Source organism: Bifidobacterium dentium JCM 1195 = DSM 20436 (assembly GCF_001042595.1).
Lineage (GTDB): Bacteria > Actinomycetota > Actinomycetes > Actinomycetales > Bifidobacteriaceae > Bifidobacterium > Bifidobacterium dentium.
This window is the reverse complement of sequence record NZ_AP012326.1, coordinates 2,055,145-2,076,898: the sequence shown is the minus strand read 5'-3', so window position 1 is coordinate 2,076,898 and position 21,754 is coordinate 2,055,145. Positions and strand designations below refer to the sequence as shown.

17 protein-coding genes are annotated in these 21,754 nt (G+C 58.5%); 14 read left to right on the top strand and 3 right to left on the bottom strand.

Annotated features, from left to right (window positions below; all coding sequences use genetic code 11):
• Positions 1–19 precede the first annotated feature (19 nt).
• Together BBDE_RS08740 and BBDE_RS08735 are read left to right on the top strand one after the other, a co-directional pair.
• Positions 20–709 (top strand): hypothetical protein, encoded by a 690-nt coding sequence (locus BBDE_RS08740; RefSeq protein ID WP_228369700.1) that lies wholly within the window; start codon positions 20–22, stop codon positions 707–709.
• Positions 710–749: 40 nt separating this feature from the next.
• Positions 750–2,642 carry a DUF4012 domain-containing protein gene (locus BBDE_RS08735; protein ID WP_228369699.1) on the top strand — a complete coding sequence of 631 codons (1,893 nt, stop codon included), beginning with the start codon at positions 750–752 and terminating at the stop codon, positions 2,640–2,642.
• 88 nt (positions 2,643–2,730) lie between these two features.
• Here BBDE_RS08735 and BBDE_RS08730 read toward each other — a convergent pair whose 3' ends face one another.
• The 3 genes from BBDE_RS08730 to trxA all read right to left on the bottom strand — a co-directional run bounded on the left by BBDE_RS08730 (position 2,731) and on the right by trxA (position 6,469).
• Positions 2,731–4,689 carry an arsenate reductase/protein-tyrosine-phosphatase family protein gene (locus BBDE_RS08730; protein ID WP_003838944.1) on the bottom strand — a complete coding sequence of 653 codons (1,959 nt, stop codon included), beginning with the start codon at positions 4,687–4,689 and terminating at the stop codon, positions 2,731–2,733.
• Positions 4,690–4,878: 189 nt separating this feature from the next.
• Complete coding sequence (locus tag BBDE_RS08725) at positions 4,879–5,889, bottom strand: aggregation-promoting factor C-terminal-like domain-containing protein (protein ID WP_012902466.1); 1,011 nt, start codon at positions 5,887–5,889, stop codon at positions 4,879–4,881.
• A 217-nt stretch (positions 5,890–6,106) separates the two neighbouring features.
• Positions 6,107–6,469, bottom strand: coding sequence for a thioredoxin (gene trxA / locus BBDE_RS08720; RefSeq protein WP_003838951.1), 363 nt, complete (start codon positions 6,467–6,469; stop codon positions 6,107–6,109).
• 126 nt (positions 6,470–6,595) lie between these two features.
• Here trxA and BBDE_RS08715 point away from each other — a divergent pair, with 126 nt between their 5' ends.
• From BBDE_RS08715 to BBDE_RS08660, 12 genes are all read left to right on the top strand, one after another.
• On the top strand, positions 6,596–7,216 hold the full coding sequence (locus tag BBDE_RS08715; RefSeq protein WP_033489406.1) for an NUDIX hydrolase family protein: 621 nt from the start codon (positions 6,596–6,598) through the stop codon (positions 7,214–7,216).
• Positions 7,217–7,239: 23 nt separating this feature from the next.
• Positions 7,240–8,088, top strand: coding sequence for an alpha/beta fold hydrolase (locus tag BBDE_RS08710; protein ID WP_012902464.1), 849 nt, complete (start codon positions 7,240–7,242; stop codon positions 8,086–8,088).
• A 112-nt stretch (positions 8,089–8,200) separates the two neighbouring features.
• The gene (nudC, locus tag BBDE_RS08705; RefSeq protein WP_012902463.1) at positions 8,201–9,292 is read left to right on the top strand and encodes an NAD(+) diphosphatase; all 1,092 of its coding nucleotides are present in this window, start codon (positions 8,201–8,203) and stop codon (positions 9,290–9,292) included.
• An 80-nt stretch (positions 9,293–9,372) separates the two neighbouring features.
• Positions 9,373–10,944 (top strand): L,D-transpeptidase, encoded by a 1,572-nt coding sequence (locus tag BBDE_RS08700; RefSeq protein WP_003838959.1) that lies wholly within the window; start codon positions 9,373–9,375, stop codon positions 10,942–10,944.
• 4 nt (positions 10,945–10,948) lie between these two features.
• Positions 10,949–11,353: a glycine cleavage system protein GcvH gene (gene gcvH, locus BBDE_RS08695; protein WP_003838961.1), complete on the top strand. Its 405-nt coding sequence runs from the start codon at positions 10,949–10,951 to the stop codon at positions 11,351–11,353.
• 102 nt (positions 11,354–11,455) lie between these two features.
• The gene (locus BBDE_RS08690; protein ID WP_003838964.1) at positions 11,456–12,691 is read left to right on the top strand and encodes an App1 family protein; all 1,236 of its coding nucleotides are present in this window, start codon (positions 11,456–11,458) and stop codon (positions 12,689–12,691) included.
• Between the two features lie 130 nt (positions 12,692–12,821).
• Positions 12,822–15,428 carry a S9 family peptidase gene (locus tag BBDE_RS08685; protein WP_003838965.1) on the top strand — a complete coding sequence of 869 codons (2,607 nt, stop codon included), beginning with the start codon at positions 12,822–12,824 and terminating at the stop codon, positions 15,426–15,428.
• Between the two features lie 163 nt (positions 15,429–15,591).
• The gene (locus tag BBDE_RS08680; protein ID WP_003838967.1) at positions 15,592–16,632 is read left to right on the top strand and encodes a 3-isopropylmalate dehydrogenase; all 1,041 of its coding nucleotides are present in this window, start codon (positions 15,592–15,594) and stop codon (positions 16,630–16,632) included.
• A gap of 129 nt (positions 16,633–16,761) precedes the next feature.
• Positions 16,762–17,499 carry a TM2 domain-containing protein gene (locus tag BBDE_RS08675; RefSeq protein ID WP_003838970.1) on the top strand — a complete coding sequence of 246 codons (738 nt, stop codon included), beginning with the start codon at positions 16,762–16,764 and terminating at the stop codon, positions 17,497–17,499.
• Positions 17,499–18,572, top strand: a complete 1,074-nt coding sequence (locus BBDE_RS08670) for a lipoate--protein ligase family protein (RefSeq protein ID WP_003838971.1) — start codon at positions 17,499–17,501, stop codon at positions 18,570–18,572. The genes BBDE_RS08675 and BBDE_RS08670 overlap by 1 nt, the downstream gene beginning before the upstream one ends.
• Before the next feature lie 41 nt (positions 18,573–18,613).
• Positions 18,614–19,333, top strand: coding sequence for a Crp/Fnr family transcriptional regulator (locus tag BBDE_RS08665; RefSeq protein ID WP_012902459.1), 720 nt, complete (start codon positions 18,614–18,616; stop codon positions 19,331–19,333).
• A gap of 105 nt (positions 19,334–19,438) precedes the next feature.
• Positions 19,439–21,727, top strand: coding sequence for a transglycosylase domain-containing protein (locus BBDE_RS08660; protein WP_003838974.1), 2,289 nt, complete (start codon positions 19,439–19,441; stop codon positions 21,725–21,727).
• The last annotated feature ends 27 nt before the right edge of the window (positions 21,728–21,754 follow it).

Sequence of the window (21,754 nt, the reverse complement as noted above, 5' to 3'; positions counted from 1 at the left end):
TAGTGTTATCGGGGGTTCCGTGGCGGAAGTGAAGCCGCAGGGATTCGTATACCGACATCGCCGCGAGCTGGTCGGTGTCGCCGCGATCGTTGCAGTCGCCGTAGTGGTGACGGGTCTTGCATTTGGTTTTCGTCAGCATGTCGATAACCAGGAGGTGCTGAGCTCCTGCCAACAGTCCGTCGATATCTATCAATCCAATACGGAACGTTTGAAGAAGACCGTTGATGGTGCGGCCGACGATTTGCAGATTGCGGAAAATCAGGTGCAGGATCCGCAGACGGTGGCTGACTTGCGCACTGCAGTTGACAAGGGCAATGAGAAGACGAAGATCGACACCGGCTGCGACGCGTCAGCCTCGGCTGAGGACAATCAGGCCAGTGATGAAAAGATTACTGCAGCCACACGTGAATTGGGGGACAAAATTGAGAACATTCTGAGCGCCAAGACTGCGGTGGAACGTTCCAAAAACGCCCGTGACGTTGCCGTGGCAAAGGCTGATCTGGCCAACAGGGTCAATGATGGCCAGAGCGTGCTCGGTACCGTGCGTTCCAACGATTTGAACGCCCGTCAGGATTTGTCCGCGGCTCTGAACGATGCTCAGCAGACAGCAACCACGTCCGCTTCCGCTGATCCGAACGTATACATCAATCAGCTCAACAAGCTTCAGGAAGCCATCGACAAATATAGTGCGACAGCTATTTCCGAGTAGACACATAGCCATGTGATGGGCAAAGAGAGAGGGGAATGATATGGCTAATCATGCTACTAGTCGAATAAAGAGGATGGCAAAAGGCGGTGCCGCAAAAAAAGTTGCCATCGCAGTGGCCGCCGTTCTTGGCGTCATCGTCATCTACTGTGCGTTACTGGTCGGCAGTGTGCTGCAAGTGAAACGACACGCTACTCAAGCGGTTTCCATTGTTCAGTCGGCCATCGGCTCCGATATACCATCCGCCTTGCCTGCTCTGGCCGATAAAATGGCGCAGCTTCAACAGGAGACCAAGGCAGCCCGATCTCAGACGGACGGCATTGTATGGCGTATAAGCACAATGATTCCTTATTTCGGGGATGATTTCTCGGCGGTAAGGACTGCGGTGACGGCTCTGGACACCATGTCCAACGATGTGGCCCCCAATGTCAGCGATGCATTGGAGAAACTACAACAGCAGGATATCGCCTCCGGCGGTACGTTGAATGTCAAGCCGCTGTCATCGATGGCGGACACGATCGTGCAGGCGAATACGGTAATCCAAAAGCAGTCCAAGGCTTTGGAAAATGCCCCCGAATCGCATGTCGGCAAGGTTCGTAACGTGTTGGAAACTGGCACCACGTTGTTTGCCAAAGTAGCCAATCAGAGCAATCAACTGACAAAAGTCGTGTCCATGTTCTCCCAACTCGTGGATGGTGGCGAAGGAAAGTACCTGATTATGGTGCAGAGTAACGCGGAGGCTCAGGCAGCGGGTGGGGTTCCCGGCTCTATCGGATCATTGGATGTCGAAGATGGCAAAATCTCCGTGGGGGAGTTCCATTCTGATTCGGAATTCCAGCTTGTCGGCGACATAGACGGCACTGAGCAAATCAATCAGATGTATGCAATCTCCCAATTCGGCGTCGATTATGGTGGGGATATTCGTATAGCAACGGTGTCGCCGAACTTTCCGATTGTAGCCAAGTATGCTACCGGAGTGTGGAAGCAGCAGTCCTTTGGAGCCAACGACACCATTAAAGGTGTGATGTCTCTTGATCCTTATGCGTTGCAGAGCTTATTGGGCATACTCGGCGAAGTGACTCTTAGCAACGGCGTTCAACTCGACGGGAACAACACGGCACAATACCTGTCGAATACCGTCTACCGCGATATTCCAGACCAGAATCAGCAGGATGCGTTCTTCAAGGAATCCGCCCAGCTGATTATGCAGAAGGTATTCGGATCATTTGACGCCAAAAACATGTTTTCCTTGGTTAAAACCATGTCCGTACTGGGCCAGCAGCGCCATATCTACAACGTCGGTTTCGTTGATTCCGGCAAGAGTGAATGGAATGGAGAGCTATCCAACGACCCGAAGCAGCCGGAAACAGGACTGTTCGTCAATGAGATGGGCTGGTCGAAGATGGATTGGTATGCCAAACGCAGCGCAGTGGTGACCAAAATGAAGATCAACCAGGATGGCACCACCACATGGCATGTGAGTTATACCATCGCCAACTCGATGAAGCCGGAGGAAGTGGAGTCCACTCCGGAATACATCACCTCCACCTTCCCCACAAGTTTCTTTGAAGATCTTATCGCACAAGGTGACATGTCCGACGAGGAAAGGGCCTTTGCGACCGTCATGATTAGCAAAGCCCAGCCAGGCGTGCTTTGGCACATCTACGTGATCGAGCCTCCGGCTGGTGGCAGTGTCTCCGACATCAAGGTCAGCAACAACTCCGCCTCCCGCGTACAGGAAGGTGAGCAGTTCAGCAAAATCAAGTCGGATGGGCGTGACTATTACACCAATGTCGGCGTGCTCATCGACCCTGGATGTACTGCGGTCGTGGAGTATAATGTGACGACAGCTGCAGGGGCGTCCGATTTGAAACTTGACGAGACGCCAGTGCCTTATACGCCGCAAATCGTCTATGAGGATAAGACCAAAGAGTGATTGCGTACGGGCAACCCCTGACGTACGAGTGGTGCGGCTACCGCCAGGATAGTCGCACCACTCGCTTTTGTTTAGGTACGTATTCCAACTATTTATCCGCGTCCACGGAGGAAAGAGATGGAGCGTCCGAACCTGAATCCGGGGATTCGGTCGGGCTTGGATTCGGTTCCTCGGTGGGATCGGTCGTAGGTTCCGGAGTGGGTTCGGGATTCACTGTAGGTGAGGGATTGACGGTTGGCTCTGGAGTGGGCTCGGGATTTTGGGTCGGATCGATGGATGGATTCAGTGGCGCAGTCGGAGACACAGTCGGTTTGCTGGTCGGCGTCAGCTTGTTTCCGGAGTTGGAGTTTGTATTATTGTTGCCATTGGTGCCGTGCGTTTCCGTTGAAGCGTTCGTCTTGTATTCGCTCGGATTGTAGTAGGTCTGCTGCCTGCTATTCGAACTGTTCGTAGTCTGCTGTGACTTCTCGTACACTTGGCTGTCGGCGTTATGTTGCGCCACGGAATCGGTGACAGCCTGTATGGCCTTGTCAATCACCTCACGTGCCTTGGTGAGTTGCTCGATGGTCCCGTCATCATTCTGCAGGAGGGTGTTGGCGTCGTCTATCGCCTTCTGCAGATCGGTTCGGGTCTGTTCGTCGGCCACGTTGTCTTTGCTGGATTCCAACAGCTTCGTGGCCTGCTCGATGGTAGTCTGGAGGGCCTGCTTGGCGGCACTTACGCTAGAAGCGGCTTGTGCGTCATGCGCCTTGGTTACGGCGTTGGAGGCCTTCGTCAACGACTTCAACGTTTTTTCCATGGCGGCGGCGTTCTTACTGTTCTGCTCCGTGGCCTGTGTCAGATTCGCGGTCGAAAGCGAAGCCACACACTGTGTGGTCGGAATGAAATCATAAGCGGAGGTAAGCTCCGACTTCAACGTGTCGACGGTGCTTGCGTCGGTCAGTTCGCTTGCGGGAATCGCGGTAAGCAAGTTCGCGCTCTGAATCGCGGAATCATACTGCTTTTTGACCTTCGCATAACGGGACGCCGACTTCTTGCAGGAACTGAATGCATTCTGTCTGGCCACGGTCTGCGTATGATGCCAGAATACGGTGCCGCCGGTTGCGGCCAAAGCCAATACGACGGCCGCAGACACGATCAGGATGATTCGCCGCTTGCGGCTCCGGGACTCCGCATTCACCGCCACGTCGCGAATAGACGTATCCTCGGTGATTTGCGGCATCGCATCGGTATTGCTGGCATGACCGGCCTCGGAAGGAACTCCAGTCGGTAGTGCGATAGTATCGTTGCCATCCGGCCTGATCATTGTTGTCTTCAAAGAATCGGCGATCGTTTCGGTGCCGTCGCTCTTTTCAGCCACACCTACCGGTACTATGGCGTTATCGAACGGCATGATCGGCCATGACCAGTTTCCGGCCATCACGTCACCACGGTAATATGGCGGATTCGAGGCATCGGCAAGCGAAGCGGTCAACGGTAGCATATCCATCGCGGAAGCGGACGTGCCGAAGCTCAACGACTTCATAATATTGCGGATGGCGGTATCTGTGGCATCCACGGCCCTGCGAAAAGCGGAAAAATCCTTGCGATACGGGTCGGCGATGGTGGCGGCTTGCGGCAGCATCGGTCGAATCGTCGTGGCTTGTGCGATTACCGACTGCAGGCGCTCCGGCAACGTGAAGCCTTCAATCATGTTCTGCTGGGCACAATAGGCGCACATATTCGAAAAATCCGGCAGCGTGAACGTATAGTGTACGGCGGCAGGCGCAATGCCAACGATATTATGGAGCTGCTCTTCCTCAAAACAGAGTATCAGGTCGCATTCCTGTGCAATCTGGCGGGTCAGTTGCTTGGAGCGGAATGCAGAGGAGTCGATGCCGGCCGACGTAAGCAATGCGGCGCTTGAATCGTCGATCTCGTGACCGATCAGACTATGCGTGCCGGCACTATCCACTTCAATGGACGTTCCGGCAGTATACATACGGAACAGCAGTTCCCCCATGGGGGAGCGACAGATGTTGCCGGTGCATACGAACAAGACGCGCATATGCGGATTACCTTAACTCTCGAGAAATGGCATAAACAGCTCAAGTATATCGAGAAGGGGTGCCATTTTCGGCACGGTTCGCAAGATATCGTCTCCGCCGCCTGGGGTGAGGTGACCGGACCTGCGATCGACGTATGAAAAAATCCCGCACGTTTGCGCGTGCGGGATTTGCGGTCTTTGATGTGAAAATCAGTAGCACTTATGGGCGAGCCAATAGCTGTAGGCACCTTGAATGGAGCCGTAGCGTGAGGCGCAGTAACCCCAGAACCACTTGAGCTGGGTCTGGTAGTTGGTGGCCCAGTCGGCGCCGGCGCTGACCATCTTGCTGCCGGGCAGTGCCTGCGGCAGGCCATACGCGCCGGAACTTGGATTCGTGGCGGACACGCTCCAGCCGGATTCATGCGAGATGATGTACACGGTCGCGGTGAAATCGGCCTCGGTATAACCGTTGGAAATCAGATAGTCATGGGCCCACTGCTGCATCTCGCCAGCCGGCACGGTGGTCCCGACCGAAGCGGTGCTGCTGGACGAAGAAGACGACGATGACGTGGAAGTGGAGCCGGTACCGACGAGAACCACCTTGTCGACCGGAGCTTTCTTCACGTACGAGCTGATCATATTCGAGGAGATGACGGTGTCACCGGAGCGAGTTACGAGGTTCGTGGATTCCATCACGCCTTCCTCGCCTTCGGTCTCGACCTTCTCCTGGCCCTTCGGCAGGGAGGAAGTCTCCTTCTTCACGACATTGAATGCGATCGACGAGTCGGAGACCTCGACGGAAGCACCTGCACGGCTGACGGTGATTACGGTCTTCTCATCGACTTTGGTGGTCAGCGACGGGGAGACGGTGTCTTCCGGTTCAAGCGTGATGTTGCCGGCTTCCAGCACGGACTTGACGTTGGTGAAATTGGTGCCCGGCACCACGCGGGACTTGCCGTTGATCTTCACGGTGACATATGCGGTATCACCGCCGAGAGCCTCACGGGCGTTGCCACGGGACGCTTCGGCATCGGTGGCGGAATAGGCGGTGACACGCGTGGTCGGCTCCGCCTGGGTGGATGACGTATAGAAACTACGTGAAATAATGCCACCGGTAGCCAGCAGCCCCACCGCCGCGAACGTTGCGACGATCTTCACACACTGGGACCTGTTCGGCAGGCTCAGGGTAAACGGGCGTCCATGCTTGCTGTGGTTAGCCATTCTGCTCCTATAAAGCGACTTCATGGGCCTCGACGAATTCGGGTTCTGCACGCGGCCGCAAAGGCTTCGCCGGAATGCGCGCATCTAAAAGAGCAGTTTACCCTAAGCGCTCGATTATCGGCAGCCGAAGATACACGGGGGTACATGCGAACGCCCGTCGCAATCATGTCTTGTCGATCGCGACGGGCGTGCATTGCCGTTGTGGGGGTACTTCCGCCTACTGTTCGGCTCCGGTGCGGCCGGAAGCTGCGGCGTTCACATCCAACGCCTTGGCCTGTCCGATCAGATCATCCAGATCGGAGGCGCGCAGGGCGCCGGCCTGCTGGAACACGATCTGCTGCTTCTTGACGACCATCAGCGTCGGAACGGCCTGTACCTTGGCCGCCTGAGCGAGATCAGGATTCTGATCGATATCGACCTTGGCGAAATAGATGTCGGGGTTCGCTTCGCTCGCCTTTTCGAAAGTCGGTCCGAACGCGCGGCACGGGCCGCACCAGGTGGCCCAGAAATCCACGAATACGAGATCGTTGCCCTCGATGACCTCGTTGAAGTTCTCAGAGGTGACTGCATGCGTTGCCATAGCTGCTCCTTACATTCGCGTGTGGTGCAGTATATAACCTCCGGCATTCGTCTTGCATTCCGGTGTCCGCTATGGGAGGAACGAAAAAGGCTTGAACGTTACGCGAGGTGCGCGATAATGGGAGGCATGCCAGTGATGAATGATGAGGTGCCCGACGAGGGCGATTTCGATGCCGGACGCAGGCGCGGTGAATTCGACGACATCACACCGGAGGATTTCATCCGCGGAACGGGCAATCCTCCCGGATGGCTCGGCTCCGATGAAATCAACCGCATGCGCAACGAAATGCCGATTCCCTACGTGCAGATCGTGCCGGTGCGCACCGATGAACTCGGCCGCGTCGCGCAGGTCGGTTCCCTGCTGCGTGTCTCCGATGACGGCAGCATCGAACGGACGCTGATTGCCGGGCGCGTGCTCTACCATGAGTCGATTCGTGAGGCGATCGCCCGCAACGTCGCCAAGGATCTGGGAGATATCGCCTTGCCGGTGCTGCCGTCCAGCCTGCAGCCGTTCACGGTGGCGGAATTCTTCCCCACGCCCGGCATCTCGGATTATTTCGACGCCCGGCAGCATGCGATTGCACTGTGCTACGTAGTGCCGATCGCCGGTGACTGCAGACCTCAGGACGAGACGCTGGATGTGGAATGGGTCGATCCGAACGGTGCGATGCTTGACACGTTCCTCGGGCAGATGGGCAATGGATATGGAACGATTGTGAGGCAGGCGCTGGCATGGGCCGGCAGATGACGCGAGACGGATTGGAGCATGACATGGGGATTGAATTGAAGAACACCGTGTATCGCGAAGGGGAGGGGATTCCCGTGGTGTTGGTGCACGGATTTCCGGTGGATCACCGCATGTGGGACCAGTGCGCCGCCGCACTCGCGCGAATCTGCGACGAGCACGGTATGACACGCTTCCCGATCTGGGCACCGGACATGCCCGGTGCGGGCGAAGGACCGATTCCGAGTGACGAAGCCAGCGGAGGCAAGGACGCGGACGGCACGTTCCCGCATGCCCTTGATCGCATGGCGGACGCATACGTGGACATGATTCGTGAGGCCGGCCATGAGAAGGCCATCTGGGTGGGCCTTTCCATGGGAGGCTATCTGATCCTTGACATTCAGCGACTGCATCCCGAAGCGGTGGCGGGCCTCGCCCTATGTGACACAAAAGGCGATGCGGATTCGGCGGCGATGCGTGGCAGGCGCATCGCCATCGCCGACGAATGCGAAGCCACCGGCACGCATGATCCGGTGATGGGATTCGCCGTGGCAAACGAGACGGACTCCAGCATCAAGCAATCCGCCGAATACGCTCGCCAATTCACGCTGTGGATCAATGAGCAGCCGGCAGCCGGCATCGCCTGGCGCGAACGCATGGCCGCAGGACGCCCTGACCTGAACGACGTGCTGGCGAAGGTAAGCGCACCAAGCGCGGTGATCTGCGGCGACAAGGACCCGTCAAGTCCACCCGAAGTGATGGGTCCGGTAGCGGATGCGATGACCGGCACGACCGTGGACTTCACCGTAATCAGTGATTGCGGACACTTCAGCGCATACGAGCATCCCGAAGCGGTGGCCGAAGCATTGCGCCAGCTCGTGCGTAGAATTCAATAGCATCCGTTTCTCACCACGCCATCGCCGACTCGCTGCGCGCTTCGGATGACGTGGGTTGCCGGATGCGGATACTATATGGAATTCAGATATTTCATACGGGGAAAGGAATGCGATGAGCGTGTTTTCTCCTTTGGCATTGACGCAGGCACTGCCATTCCTGCCATTGGCACAAGGTGACATCGACTATGAAGTGAGCCGCAGAGGCGAACCCGACCTATTCGCGAACGTACTGCCGGAACCGGCCACGAAAGTCATCCTCGTCAAAGACGGCAAAGTGGCGGTACCGCACGGGCAAGGCGCCATCGCCGACTATGCCAACGTGAACATGCGACTCGCGCAACTGCCGGGAGGCTACGTCGCCGCCGAACTACGCTCGCATCCGACGGCGCTCGCCATCTTCCTCGGCTCGTATGGCGGTTGCCGTGACGAGCATGTGGTAGCCGTCGACGTGACCCGCGTGCATACCATCGAAACTCCCGTGGCCGACAGCGCCTACGAAGGTGCCGACGACGCCTTCGACGAAGGCAATGCCACCGAAGCCGTTTCAGGAAAGCCATCGCTGCTCGAATCCGCCGCGGAACGCTTCGACTGGGTGGATCTGCGCGCCTTCGCACCGCATGCCAACGCCCGTGAGGCCGGTCAGGCGACCACCGCCATCTCGCTGGGTATGTGGCATACGCGTCAGCGCCACTGCCCGACCTGTGGAGCGCTGACCGAACCGGCGCTCGGCGGCTGGGCCCAACGTTGCACCAACGAAGCGGATGGCAGGAGACTACTGTTCCCCCGTGTGGAACCGGCTGTGATCACGGCGGTCATCGACCATGAGGACCGTCTGTTGCTGCAGCACAACAGCGCATGGGGCAATGCCGGGCTGTATTCCGTTTCCGCGGGATTCGTGGAAGCCGGCGAGAATCTGGAGCACGCCTGCCGTCGCGAGGCCAGGGAGGAGGTCGGCATCGAAGTGGGGGAGCTGCGATACCTCGGCTCCCAACCGTGGCCGTTCCCTGCGTCGCTGATGATGGCGTTCAAAGGGCTTGCCACGACCACCGACATACGAGTGGACGGCGAGGAGACGCTCTCCGCACGGTGGGTGACCCGTGACGAATACATGAACGAGTTGATTTCGGGCCGTATGGAGGCTCCCGGCAAGGCGACGATCGCACGGTATATGATTGAGGAATGGCTCGGACACGAGCTGCCGTGAGCGAGATACCGAAATTGGTCATCGCACGGCGTATAGTTGGGGGTTGTTGTGAATAGGGGAAGAATATAAGGAACAGCAGCATGTCTGACGAGCGTGAGCAAGCCCTGGCTGGAGACGATACCGCTACGATCGCACCGCTTCCGGTGGCACCGGCGGTGTTCACTCCTATTGAAGAGATCGCCATGCCGGAAGTAAAGAGAAAAAACAAGTGGCCGCTGATCATCACCCTCATCGTGATGGGGGTGATGTTGCTCGCTGCCGTCTCCGGATTCTTCGTTGCACGTTGGTATTTTCAGGATAAGGCCGCTCCGGGCGTGACCTTCGCCGGGTCCAGCGTTGCCGGGCAGACCAGGGAGCAGCTGAAAGATACCGTCAGCGACGCGGTGAAGAGCACCACCATCACCATCAAAGACAATGATGGCAACACCGATACGGCAAAGCTCACCGATCTCGGCGTGACGGTCAACATCAACAAGACCGTCTCCAATCTGCTTGCCGCCAAGCATGATGACGATGGCGTGCTGGCCGCCATCAATGCCGTGAATCCTTTCGACAAAAACGAGGTGCCGCTTGCGGCGCAGACCAACGAGCTTGATCTCACCACGTATGTGACCGACAAGTTCGTGGATGAGGATGAGCGTGCGGTCGCCTCCACCATCTCCTATGACTCCGATGAGCAGGCCTTCACCACCGTGGAAGGCCGGGAGGGACGCACCCCTGAAACCGACAAGGTACTGACCGCCGTACGGAACGCCATCAACGTACCGGGTGGCAACAGCACCGCGTCCATCAGCTACAAGAACGTCGATATGCCGGTCAGCGTGAGCGCGGCACAGCGGGCCACCGACGAAGCGAACGCCCGATTGAACAACAAGATCGTACTCGACAACGGCAAGGACAAGACCTTCGAACTGCCGGTCGATGTCGTCGCTTCCTGGATCAAGCCGAATGCCGATCTGGACAAGGGCACGATCTCCCTGACCTATGACGAACAGGCAATCGGCAACTATCTCGAACAGGAAGTGCCGAACCAGCTCAACCAAGACAAAGTCTCACAGGAAGACGCCGTCGACAGCAACGGCACGGTGCTGGTGACCATAGTCAAAGGTGTGGATGGGCTGAAGGTCAAGAACGTGTCCGCCCTTACCCCGAAGGTGGTGAACGCCCTGCAGGGTGGCCAAGGCGCGACGATTCCCGTTGAAAGCGACGTGGACGCATTCGACACCGTACAGAAGAAGTCGGAGTATCGCATCGTGGTGGACCGTGCCTCTCAGACCGCCACCGTGTATCAGAACGATCAGGCGGTCAGGACCTTCCCGGTGTGCACGGGAACCGCCGGCAAGCATGAAACCGATCTGGGCACCTACTACATCTATCTGAAATACAACGTGCAGGATATGACGGGCCTGAATGATGACGGTTCGCGTTACCTCTCCAAAGGCGTGAAATGGGTCGGCTATTTCAACGGCGGCGAAGGGTTCCACACGGCAAGCTGGAATGGTTACGGCATTGCGCATGGCGATCCGGTGCACTACGGTTCGCACGGCTGCGTGAACATGTATGAGGCGGATGCCAAGTGGATCTACGACAACTGCCCCGAAGGCACCGTGGTGCAAGTGGTAGGCGCCATGCCGTCCGGTGCGGTACGCTAGGCACATGAGCGAAGATAACGACAACAAGTTGAATCTCGAAGTGCCCGAGCACCTCGAATACTCCGACGAGCATGTGTGGGTCGACGCCTCCGTCGAACCCGCCATGGTGGGCATCACCGAATATGCCACCGAACAGCTCGGCGAACTCGTGTATGTGGATCTGCCTGAGGTCGGTGCCCAGGTCGAGGCGGGCGATGAAGTGGCGGAGCTTGAATCCGCTAAGGCCGTGACCCCTCTGGTGTGCCCGGTGGCGGGCACGATTCGGTACGTGAACGCCGAGGTTTCGGATGATCCGAGCATCATCACGAACGACCCGTATGGCGAAGGCTGGATCTTCAAGATCGAGCTCGAAGACGACGAGCCGGATCTGCTCAGTTCCGGGGAATACGCGAGAATAGTCACCGAATAGCCGCCGAACAGTTGACTGTGCGAGGCTCAAAGTACCCTGAAAGTTCCCTGATTTTCGCGTTTGGGTAACGGGTTGTTCTCCCGGGCCTTTTATAGTGAGGATATGAACGAACCACAGCCGTTGCCCCAACGCGAGATTGATGCGAGTGATAGTGACGACATGCCTACCGTGCCGATTCCCGCACGTAAGGTCGTCACCACGTTCGATGCCGCCTCACGGCATGAGCGCATCGAAATCAAGCCGCCGCTGATTCGTTTCTGCCGTCGCGCCATCACGTACGGATTCGGCATCTGGTTGCGTTTTTCCACCGCATTGGTGCGCCGTCTCAACTGGTATCCGCGCGTCGAGCCGTATGTCGGTTACGGTACCGAGCACTATTCCCGACTGATCTGCCGTACCGTGTTCGGTCCGTTCAAGCGTCAGTCCGGACGGCTGACCCGCGGCATTCGAGGCATGCTCACCATTCCGTCACCGCATACGAAAGTGCGTATCGCCATCGACGATGTACCGTTGGAAACGGTGCAGGTCGGCATATCCGAAGTGTACGACCACGTCGACAGGTCACGTGACATCTCCAGTGAATTTGCCGCTTCCGATTCCGCCGGCTATCTCGATCTGGTTGCCGAACATTCGCTGGAACCGGGCATCCACAACGTGTCGTATCGCGTGCGTAGCCGCAAACCGGTCGCCGCGAATCTCTTCACGATACCAAGCGGCACAAAAGTCGGCGTAATCTCCGACGTTGACGACACGATCATGGTCACGCAGGCACCGAGCCTGATGAAGGCGGCCTACAATCTGCTGCTGCTTGATCCCAAGAAAAAAGTGCCGGTGCCGGGCATGAACCTACTGTTCAACCGCATCGCCGACATGTTTCCGGATGCACCGTTCTTCTACCTGTCGACATCGCCATGGAACGTGGAAAGTTCGATCCGACACTTCATCACCTACCACGGATTCCCGGAAGGACCGCTTCTGCTGCGCGATCTCGATCCGCGACCGAAGACCTTCATTCCTTCCGGCGTGCAGCACAAACTCGAGTATGCGGAACAGCTGATGGCCGATTTTCCGGATATGAAATTCATTCTCATAGGCGATGACGGTCAGAAGGATCCGACCACATACGCAACCATCGCCAAACGCTACCCGGGGCGTGTGCTTGCGGTAGGCATACGGCAGCTTTCGCCGCGTGAATCCGCAGGAAGTCTGGGTACGATGGCGGGACTTGCGGCCACGCAGCCGGTGCCGGTCACCGATGTGCCTGTTTTCACCGGCACCACGGGGTCCAATCTGATGAAAACCATGATGCCGTACCTGAAGCAGCAACTCGACAAGTAAGGTCTTCACAATCTACCGACGCTGAGGCCCACCTCAGTGTCGGTAGTTTGGGTGGTTTCTCAATCTGCCGACGGTTAGACCCGACTCAGCGTCGGTAGTTTGGGAGAATCATGCCGGTATAATCGCGTGCATGAGTGAAAATCGTGGTGCGCAGGGCGTATTGGAGCAGAACCAGAGTGGGCTGGGCCGGAACCAGAGTGGGCTGGAATTTCCGTGCGCGAAGCGGGTACCTCAGGAGCGCGTGTTTCATGGCGATACGTTCGTGGACGACTACGAATGGCTGCGCGACAAGGATTCACCAGAAGTACGGGAATATGTGGCCGCGCAGAACCGGTATTGCGCGGCGCGTATGGAACCCTTGAAAACGTTGCGCACCACGTTGTTCGAGGAATTCAAGTCGCATGTGCAGGAAACCGACATGTCGGTACCGACGCGCATGGACGGCTACTGGTATTTCACCCGTACCAAGCAGGGCGAGCAATACGGAGTGCAGTGCCGCCTGCCGATTCGCGACGATGATGATTGGGATCCGCCGCATATCGAAGCCGGTGTGCCGATCGATGGTGAACGAATCGTATTCGATACCAATGCCGAGGCGAAAGGACACGATTTCTTCCGCATCGGCGGCATGGATATCTCCAAGGACGGCCGTTGGCTGCTCTATGGCATCGATACGCGTGGCGATGAACGCTACGATTTCCGTATACGCGATCTCGAGACCGGCGAAGAACTGCCGGAGGTGTTCGAGGGGATCGCCGGGGCATGTTTTACGCCGGATGCGCAATGGGTCTTCTACACCCTGCTCGACGATGCGTGGCGTCCGTATGTGATTATGCGCCACCATGTGGGAACGCCGGTCGCCGACGATGTGGAAGTGTTCCGTGAAGCCGATGAGCGTTTCTGGGTGGGCGTCGGTCTGTCGTTCGACGAGCGCAACATCGTGATCGGTACCGGTTCCAAGACCACCACGGAGGTGTTGCTGCTGCCCACCGATACGCCTGAAGGCGAGTTCCAGGCGTTCATTCCGCGCGAAGCCGATGTGGAATATGATGTGAGCTTCGCATGCTTCGAAGGCGCCGGCGAGCATGGTGAGGATATTCCGCTGGCCGTGGTGTACCACAATGCGCTGAATCCGAATTTCGAAATCGACGTCATCGACATGCGTTCGCATGAGCCGCCTTACCGCTTGGGTGAGGGAGTGTGCGTGGCTTCCGGATCGCCATACGGCTGCGAGCATGGCGACGCCGTCGAACCTGGCGCCTTCGCCCGACCGATCGGCACTGCATACTCGAATCCATGCAATCCCGCCATTTTGCAGGGCGCGCACGGCCTCGGCATCGAGGGTATCGCGATTCATCGGCATTTCGTGGCATTACAGTATCGTGCGGAAAGTCTGCCACACGTGGCCGTAATGACCAAGACGGCCGCAGCCGAAGATTTTCTGGCAGGCCGGCCGTGGCGTTTCACCGAGCTCGTGCCGCATGCGCTCGAAGACGATTGGGACGTAGACGAATCCGTGGATGAGGTCAATGAGGAGCGGGCCGAAGTGTGGGCCGCACTTGACCGCGGTCTTGGCTCCGACATCATGGGCGCCGACGATACCGCAGGACCCCACGCGCGCAATCTGCATGGCCATGCCGACGTCTTGCAGGCGGCGCAGGGCAAAGGATCCGCGGTACACGGCATCTCACGCAAGGCCATGACGTCTTCCGACGGTGCGACCGCCGACGACATGCCGGGGGAGACCCGCAGACTGTACTCGATCGGTGTGGGTGGCAATCCTTCATACGATGCACCGCGCGTGCGCTATTCCTTCTCCAGTTACACGCGGCCGGGCGAACTGCATGACATCGACCCGGCCACCGGTGAGGACCGTCTGCTCAAACGCGCCACCGTATTGGGTGATTTCGATCCGCGCGACTATATGGAACGCCGTGTGTGGATCACCGCACGCGACGGCGAACGCATTCCGGTGTCGCTGGTGTGGAGGCGCGACGTGCCGACCTGCGATTCGGCCATGTTCATCACCAGCTATGGTGCGTACGAGATCAGTTCTGACCCTGGGTTCGCGGTGTCGCGCATCAGCATGCTCGACCGAGGCGTGCTGTATGCCGTGCCGCATATCCGTGGCGGCGGCGAAATGGGACGCGCTTGGTATGAGCAGGGACATCTGATGAACAAGAAGCATTCGTTCGAGGATTTCGTGGATGCCACGCGGGCCCTGCAACGAGCCGGACTGGCCTCGCCGTCGCGTACCGTGGCGAATGGCGGTTCGGCCGGCGGCCTGTTGATGGGTGCGGTGGCCAACATGGCGCCGGAATGCTATGCAGGCATAGAGGCGGACGTGCCGTTCGTGGATGCGTTGACGTCGATTCTCGATCCGTCGTTGCCGTTAACCGTCACCGAATGGGATGAATGGGGCGATCCGTTGCACAATGCGGATGTGTACCGGTATATGAAGGGATACACGCCGTATGAGAATGCGCCGGAATCCACCGACGACGCGCGCGTGGCGGTGTTTCCGAGAATCTTCATCACCACGTCGATGAACGATACGCGCGTGCTGTATGTGGAGCCGATGAAATGGCTGGCCCGTCTGCAGCGCGCCGGCGTGGACGCCGTGGCGAAGATCGAGGTGGAAGCGGGCCACGGCGGCACTTCCGGTCGCTACAAGCAGTGGGAGGAAGTCTCATATGAGAACGCCTGGTGCCTGAGTGTGATGGGCATTACCAGCTGATCGCAGCCTAGGCGGCCTCAGGCCGCCCATATCCGCCCGGATCAACTGGACCATCTTTGGATTCGCCCATGATTCGCGCCATGATTCGCCGTGTGACGGGCGGATGTCCACTTGCTGAGCGGTTCCGGTTCGAAGCATGAATCGCTGAGTAGAGTCGCGTGCTATGAGTGAAACAACGAAGAAGTACACCATCGCCGTCATTCCGGGCGATGGCATCGGCAAGGAAGTAACCCCGTGGGCCCAGAAGGCTCTGGAGAAGGCGGCCGAAGGCGTCGCCGAATTCGAGTATGAGCGCTTCGATCTGGGAGCGGAACGCTACCTGCGTGACGGTGCGATCCTTCCGGAAGAGGAAGAGGAGCGCATCAAGAAGACCGACGCGATCCTGCTGGGTGCCGTCGGCGATCCGCGCATCAAGGCCGGCATTCTGGAGCGCGGCCTGCTTCTGAAACTCCGTTTCGATCTTGATCAGTATGTGAACCTGCGCCCCTCCAAACTGTACAAGGGCGTGACCTCGCCTCTCGCCGATCCGGGCGACATCGACTTCGTGGTGGTGCGTGAGGGCACCGAAGGCCTGTATTGCGGTGCCGGTGGTGCGGTCCGCCGTGGCACCCCGAACGAAGTGGCCACCGAAGTGTCCATCAACACCGCTTACGGCGTGGAACGTGTGGTGCGCTACGCCTTCCAGCTGGCCATGAAACGCAGGAAGCACGTGACGCTCGTGCACAAGAAGAACGTGCTCGTCAACGCGGGCGACATGTGGCAGCGCATCGTCAATACGGTGGCGGAGGAGTATCCGGAAGTCTCCCACGACTATCTGCACATCGACGCGACCACCATCTTCATGGTATCCGACCCGTCCCGTTTCGACGTGATTCTGACCGACAACCTGTTCGGTGACATCATTACCGACGAAGCCGGTGCCGTGGTAGGCGGCGTGGGCTATTCCGCCTCCGGTTGCATCAACGCCTCCGACGAGTATCCGTCGATGTTCGAGCCGATCCACGGTTCCGCTCCGGACATCGCAGGCCAGAACAAGGCCAATCCGACCGCTGCGATCCTGTCGGCCGCCATGCTGCTGCGCCACCTCGGCTTCGACGAGGCCGCCGCACGCATCGACACCGCAGTCGAAGCGGATATCGAGGAGCTGGGTTCCACCACGCGTTCCACCGACGAGGTCGGCCGCGATATTCTGGCACGTATGTAAGTCTGCTCATAGCGAATGTTCCCTCCGACGGCGCCACTCGTCGGAGGGAACATTTTTTCAGGGATGACTCAGGGGCTTTTCGGGGAAGTCGCCAAGGTAGCCATACGATTTATGCGATATTGTTGAACCATGAACGACGACAACACTAATTTCACCAACCCCGACCACATCAATGGTTCCGCTTCGGCTGACGGATCGACCCCATCAAACGATTCGCAGTCGAGCTACAGCCAATACGGTGCCGAACAGCCGGCCGCCGACCATAGCCAGACCACGAACACGCAGCCGGCCGCCGACTATGGTTCCTACGGGCAGCAGTCCTCCGCACAGCAGAGCTACGGCCAAACCGCGGATGGAACGTATGGCTCATACGGTTCCTATGGGCAGCAATCCGGCCAGGCTTACGGACAGAACGGCTCCTATTATGCGCAGTCCGGGCAGACGGGCCAGTCGGCCTATGACCCGAACGCCCAACAGAACGGGTATACGCAGCCGAACGCATACACCCAGCAGAACGCATACGCGCAGCAGGGCTATGGACAGCCGAACTACACTCAGCCGAACCCGTATGCACAGCAGTACTATCAGCCGAACGGCCAGCCGTTGCCTCCGGGATACGTGCCCCGCCAGAAGATCGTGGCCGGCCTGCTCGGCATTTTCCTGGGCAGTCTGGGCATCCACAATTTCTATCTCGGCAACACCACCAAGGCCGTTGTGCAGCTACTGCTGACGGTGGTCGGATGGATCATCCTCATCGGACCGGTAGTGGCCAGCATCTGGGGCCTTGTCGAAGGCATTCTGATTCTGTGCTCCGACATCGGTTCCCCGTGGCACCGCGACGGTCGCGGCGTAGAGCTGCGCGATTGATGGGCAGAGGCGTATACAAGCAGCCGGGCGGTAAACTCGTGGGGGTTACCGCCCGGCTTCGTGATGGGTACTGCCATATCGACGGCGATTTTTTCATTGACGGCAATGAGGATCGTGCCCATGAGATGCTGCTTGATATCGAACGGACGTTAGTCGCGGGACGGTCGATCCGCGGCATTCCGCAACAATATCCGGACGTTGCACTGGTCGGCATGACCATGCAGGGAATTGAAACGGCCTTTCGCAGGGCCGTTACGCAAGATGACCCCGTTCCCCAAGAGCGGGCATCGCAAACGTCACTGCCGCGAATCGCATCGTCGCGGGCATCGCATCACACTTCGACGGGCGACGAATTCGGCGAGCTGACGGCAGTGGAATGCGCGGCGAGATGGCGCAGTCTCAAGCCAACGGTCCTGCATGATGCACCATGCAGCCCGCAGGAACAGATGGACACGGACCTGCAATGGGCCCGCGAAGTGGCGGCAGGCAGTCGCAAAGCGACCCTGCGCATCTGGGAATGGGCCGCTCCGGCCGTGGTGATCGGCCGATTCCAATCATTGCCGGACGAGGTCAACGAGCAGGCCGCACAAGCCGAAGGCATCCAGATAGTGCGACGATGCACCGGTGGCGGCGCGATGTTCATCGAACCGGGCAACACCATCACCTACTCGCTGTACGCGCCGCTGGATTTCGCCAAAGGCGTGAGCATCGAGGACTCCTATAGGCTGTGTGACTATTGGCTTGTCACGGCACTGCGCGAACTTGGTCTGGACGTGCGGTTCACCGGATTGAACGACATCGCATCGCAATACGGCAAGATCGGCGGAGCGGCGCAGCGCAGGTTCCCCCCGATCGATACTGGCCCCGGCGCGATACTGCATCATGTGACGCTCGCCTATGACATCGACGGCGAAAAAATGATGCGCGTGTTGCACGTGTCACGCGAGAAGATGTCGGATAAAGCCGTGAAATCAGCGGTGAAGCGCGTCGATCCGATGCGCTCGCAGACCGGCATGAGCCGTGATGTGGTGGTGAATCATCTGATTGCCGCGGCCAGGCGCGTTACAATATAGCGCGAATGGTCGAGGGCGATCCGATCGGAGATGGAGGTGCGATGGGTGTGGTTACGCCGAACGGGATCTACGACGAAAGCACGACGCTGCTGCACACCGCACTGTTCAAACAGGTCTCCAAAGACGAGGCCGAGGAGCTACTGCCGCATCTGCAGCATGCGGAATACGGCAAAGGCGATTTCATCTTCCGCGAAGGCGATACCGACCACCGCATGTATGTGCTGGAAGAGGGCCGCGTCAAGCTGATCAGACAATCCTCCGACAAGCGCGTGCAGTTGCTGAGCATCCATGCATACGGTGAACTGCTGGGCGAGATTCCGGTCTTCGACCCGCATGGCGGACCACGTACGGCCTCCGCGGTGGCGATGACGAACGGCACGCGGGTGGTCTGGTTGGAGCACGATGCGCTGTTCGCCTGGCTCGATGAGCATCCGCGCGTGGCCGTGGATATGCTGCAGGTGCTGGCACATCGTATGCGCGACAATAACGAGCGCATCTCCGATCTGGTGTTCATGGACGTTCCCGGCCGGTTGGCGAAGACCTTGCTGAATCTGGCCTCGCGGTTCGGCGAACCGGTGGAGGCGGGTCTGAAGGTGCCGCATGATCTGACACAGGAGGAAATGGCCCAACTGGTCGGCTCCTCGCGTGAAACGGTGAACAAGGCGCTCATGGATTTCGCCAATCGTGGGTGGATCGCGCGTGAAGGTCGGTCGATCGTCATCTATCAGCCGGGCATGCTGATCCGCAGGTCACGAAGGTAACGGTCTTTCGGCTTGTTTTCAGTATTTTTTGAGATTAGAGCCGGTATGTGATGAACACGTGACGGCTATGGGCGTGGAGTTGATTAGTATACCCGCCACTTTAGAATGGGCAACATGCCCAAGAAGAAGACTTTGACTGCTCGACGTGTGCTTACACTGGTGCTCGCCTACATCACGCTATGCGTGGGTGGCGGCGTGGCGACCAGTGTGTTCCTCCTGCCTGCCGTGCTTGGAGCGAACAGCGTGGCCAAGGCGGTGATTCCGTCACTGACGGTGGAGGGCATTGATTTCGATGTGACCAGCCTTCCACAGCGCTCCACCTTCTACTACAACGACGGCAAAACCGAATTCGCCGATTTCTATACGCAGAATCGCGAAGTGGTGCCGCTCAAGAAGATTTCCAAGGCCATGCAGCAGGCGGTCGTGGCCCGCGAGGACAAACGATTCTTCGACCATTCCGGCGTGGACGTACAGGGCGTACTCCGCGCATTCGTGCAGACGTATCTCAAGGGCGGCGACCAGCAGGGCGGTTCGACCCTGACCCAGCAGTATGTGAAGAACGTGCTGGCCACGCAAGCCCGAGAGGATGACGATCCGATCGCCGAATACCACGCATCCGAAGATACCATCGCACGTAAGCTGCGAGAGATGCTCATCGCGGTGCAGATCGAGAAGAAGTATTCCAAGGCGGAAATTCTGCAGGGCTATCTCAACATCGCGCAGTTCGGCCGCAACAGCCTATGCGGCGTCGAAATGGCCGCAAAACGCTATTTCAACGTATCCGCCGCCGACCTGAACGTGGTGCAGGCGGCGACCATTGCGGCAATCACCAAGAATCCTCAGAACTTCGACCCTTCCGTGGAAGCCAATCAGGAAGAGGCCGAGAATCAGCGCAACATCGTGCTCAAGCTGATGTACGACCAAGGATTCATCTCCAGTGAGAAGGAATACAAGGAAGCCGTCAACACGCCCCTGAAGGATACGCTGAACATTCAGGATGTCAGCTCCGGATGCCAGGCGGCCGCCAACAACACCGGCTTCTTCTGCTCATACGTGGTCAATCAGATTCTGAAGAACAAGGCCTTCGGCAAGGATAGCGAGGCACGAGAAAAGCTGCTGAAGGAAGGCGGCCTGAAGATCGTGACCACGCTCGACCAGAACGCCAACGATGCTGCCATGAAGGCGGCGAACGACACCGTGCCTGCCGATGATCCGACCGGCTTCGAAGTGATGATAGCGGCCATAAAACCCGGTACGGGCGAGATATTGGCATTCGGCATCAACCGCACCTATGACGCGACCGATGACGCAAAGAACGACGAGACCAAGACTTCGATGAACTACATGGTCGACGAGGAAGACGGCGGCGGCATGGGCTTCAACGTCGGTTCCACATGGAAGCCGATCAACTTGGTGGCCTGGATGCAACAAGGCCATTCCATCAACGAGTCGCTGGTCACCTCCACGAGCTATGCGATGTCGAAGTTCAGCTGCAACGACTACTACTTCACCGGTCGTGCATGGAGCGTACAGAACTCCGGCGGCGGCACCACCTCACCGGAAACCCCGTTGCAGGGTCTGATCAAATCCCACAACACCACGCAGGCCTCGATGGCCTCGACGATCGGCTTGTGTTCCATCGCGGACGCCGCCAAGCAGATGGGTTACCATAACGCGACCGCGAACGCCACCGACATCTATTCGGCGAATTCGTTCCAGCCGCCAATGACCATCGGTACCGTGCAGGCATCGCCGCTCACCATGGCGAACGTGTACGCCACGCTTGGCGCCAACGGCGTGGAATGCACGCCTATCGCCATCACCAAGGTGACCGATCGCAGCGGCTCCGATGTGAAGGTGCCATCCGCGAATTGCCATCAGGCAATCAGCTCGGAAATCGCACAGACCACCGCATACGCCCTGAACCAAGGTGTCGTGGTCTCGGGCGGCGAGGCTGCCACCACGCAGCTCGACGGCGGCCGCAAGACCTTTGCGAAGACCGGTACGAACGAGAACACGGTGATGACCACGGCAGGCTTCGTGCCGAATCAGGTGGCCGCATTCGTGGCCGTAGCCGACGCGCAGGATCCGATTCACAACACCTTCGACTACAAGACCATCAACGGCGTATACCATTCGAACTGGTACGGCATGTACATCGCCACCCCGGCCTGGAAGGAGTTCATGAACACCTATCTGGCGGCGATCAACGCTCCGATGGATAACGATTACGGACAACCCGCGGCACAGTACATCACGGCGAAGAGCGCCTCCTCCACACTGCAGCAGAAGACGACGCAGACTCAGTCACAGACTGAGCAGCAGACTGAGTCACAGCAGCAGACCGAGCAACAGGCCCAGGCTCAGCAGGATGCCAATCAGCAGGAACAATAGTCACCATGCCGATATTGCTTGGTGCGA

Coding starts and splice junctions, on each gene's coding strand:
- BBDE_RS08735 (WP_228369699.1), top strand. CDS start 750: ATGGCTAATCATGCTACTAGTCGAATAAAGAGGATGGCAAAAGGCGGT.
- BBDE_RS08730 (WP_003838944.1), bottom strand. CDS start 4,689: ATGCGCGTCTTGTTCGTATGCACCGGCAACATCTGTCGCTCCCCCATG.
- BBDE_RS08725 (WP_012902466.1), bottom strand. CDS start 5,889: ATGGCTAACCACAGCAAGCATGGACGCCCGTTTACCCTGAGCCTGCCG.
- trxA (WP_003838951.1), bottom strand. CDS start 6,469: ATGGCAACGCATGCAGTCACCTCTGAGAACTTCAACGAGGTCATCGAG.
- BBDE_RS08715 (WP_033489406.1), top strand. CDS start 6,596: ATGCCAGTGATGAATGATGAGGTGCCCGACGAGGGCGATTTCGATGCC.
- BBDE_RS08710 (WP_012902464.1), top strand. CDS start 7,240: ATGGGGATTGAATTGAAGAACACCGTGTATCGCGAAGGGGAGGGGATT.
- nudC (WP_012902463.1), top strand. CDS start 8,201: ATGAGCGTGTTTTCTCCTTTGGCATTGACGCAGGCACTGCCATTCCTG.
- BBDE_RS08700 (WP_003838959.1), top strand. CDS start 9,373: ATGTCTGACGAGCGTGAGCAAGCCCTGGCTGGAGACGATACCGCTACG.
- gcvH (WP_003838961.1), top strand. CDS start 10,949: ATGAGCGAAGATAACGACAACAAGTTGAATCTCGAAGTGCCCGAGCAC.
- BBDE_RS08690 (WP_003838964.1), top strand. CDS start 11,456: ATGAACGAACCACAGCCGTTGCCCCAACGCGAGATTGATGCGAGTGAT.
- BBDE_RS08685 (WP_003838965.1), top strand. CDS start 12,822: ATGAGTGAAAATCGTGGTGCGCAGGGCGTATTGGAGCAGAACCAGAGT.
- BBDE_RS08680 (WP_003838967.1), top strand. CDS start 15,592: ATGAGTGAAACAACGAAGAAGTACACCATCGCCGTCATTCCGGGCGAT.
- BBDE_RS08675 (WP_003838970.1), top strand. CDS start 16,762: ATGAACGACGACAACACTAATTTCACCAACCCCGACCACATCAATGGT.
- BBDE_RS08670 (WP_003838971.1), top strand. CDS start 17,499: ATGGGCAGAGGCGTATACAAGCAGCCGGGCGGTAAACTCGTGGGGGTT.
- BBDE_RS08665 (WP_012902459.1), top strand. CDS start 18,614: ATGGGTGTGGTTACGCCGAACGGGATCTACGACGAAAGCACGACGCTG.
- BBDE_RS08660 (WP_003838974.1), top strand. CDS start 19,439: ATGGGCAACATGCCCAAGAAGAAGACTTTGACTGCTCGACGTGTGCTT.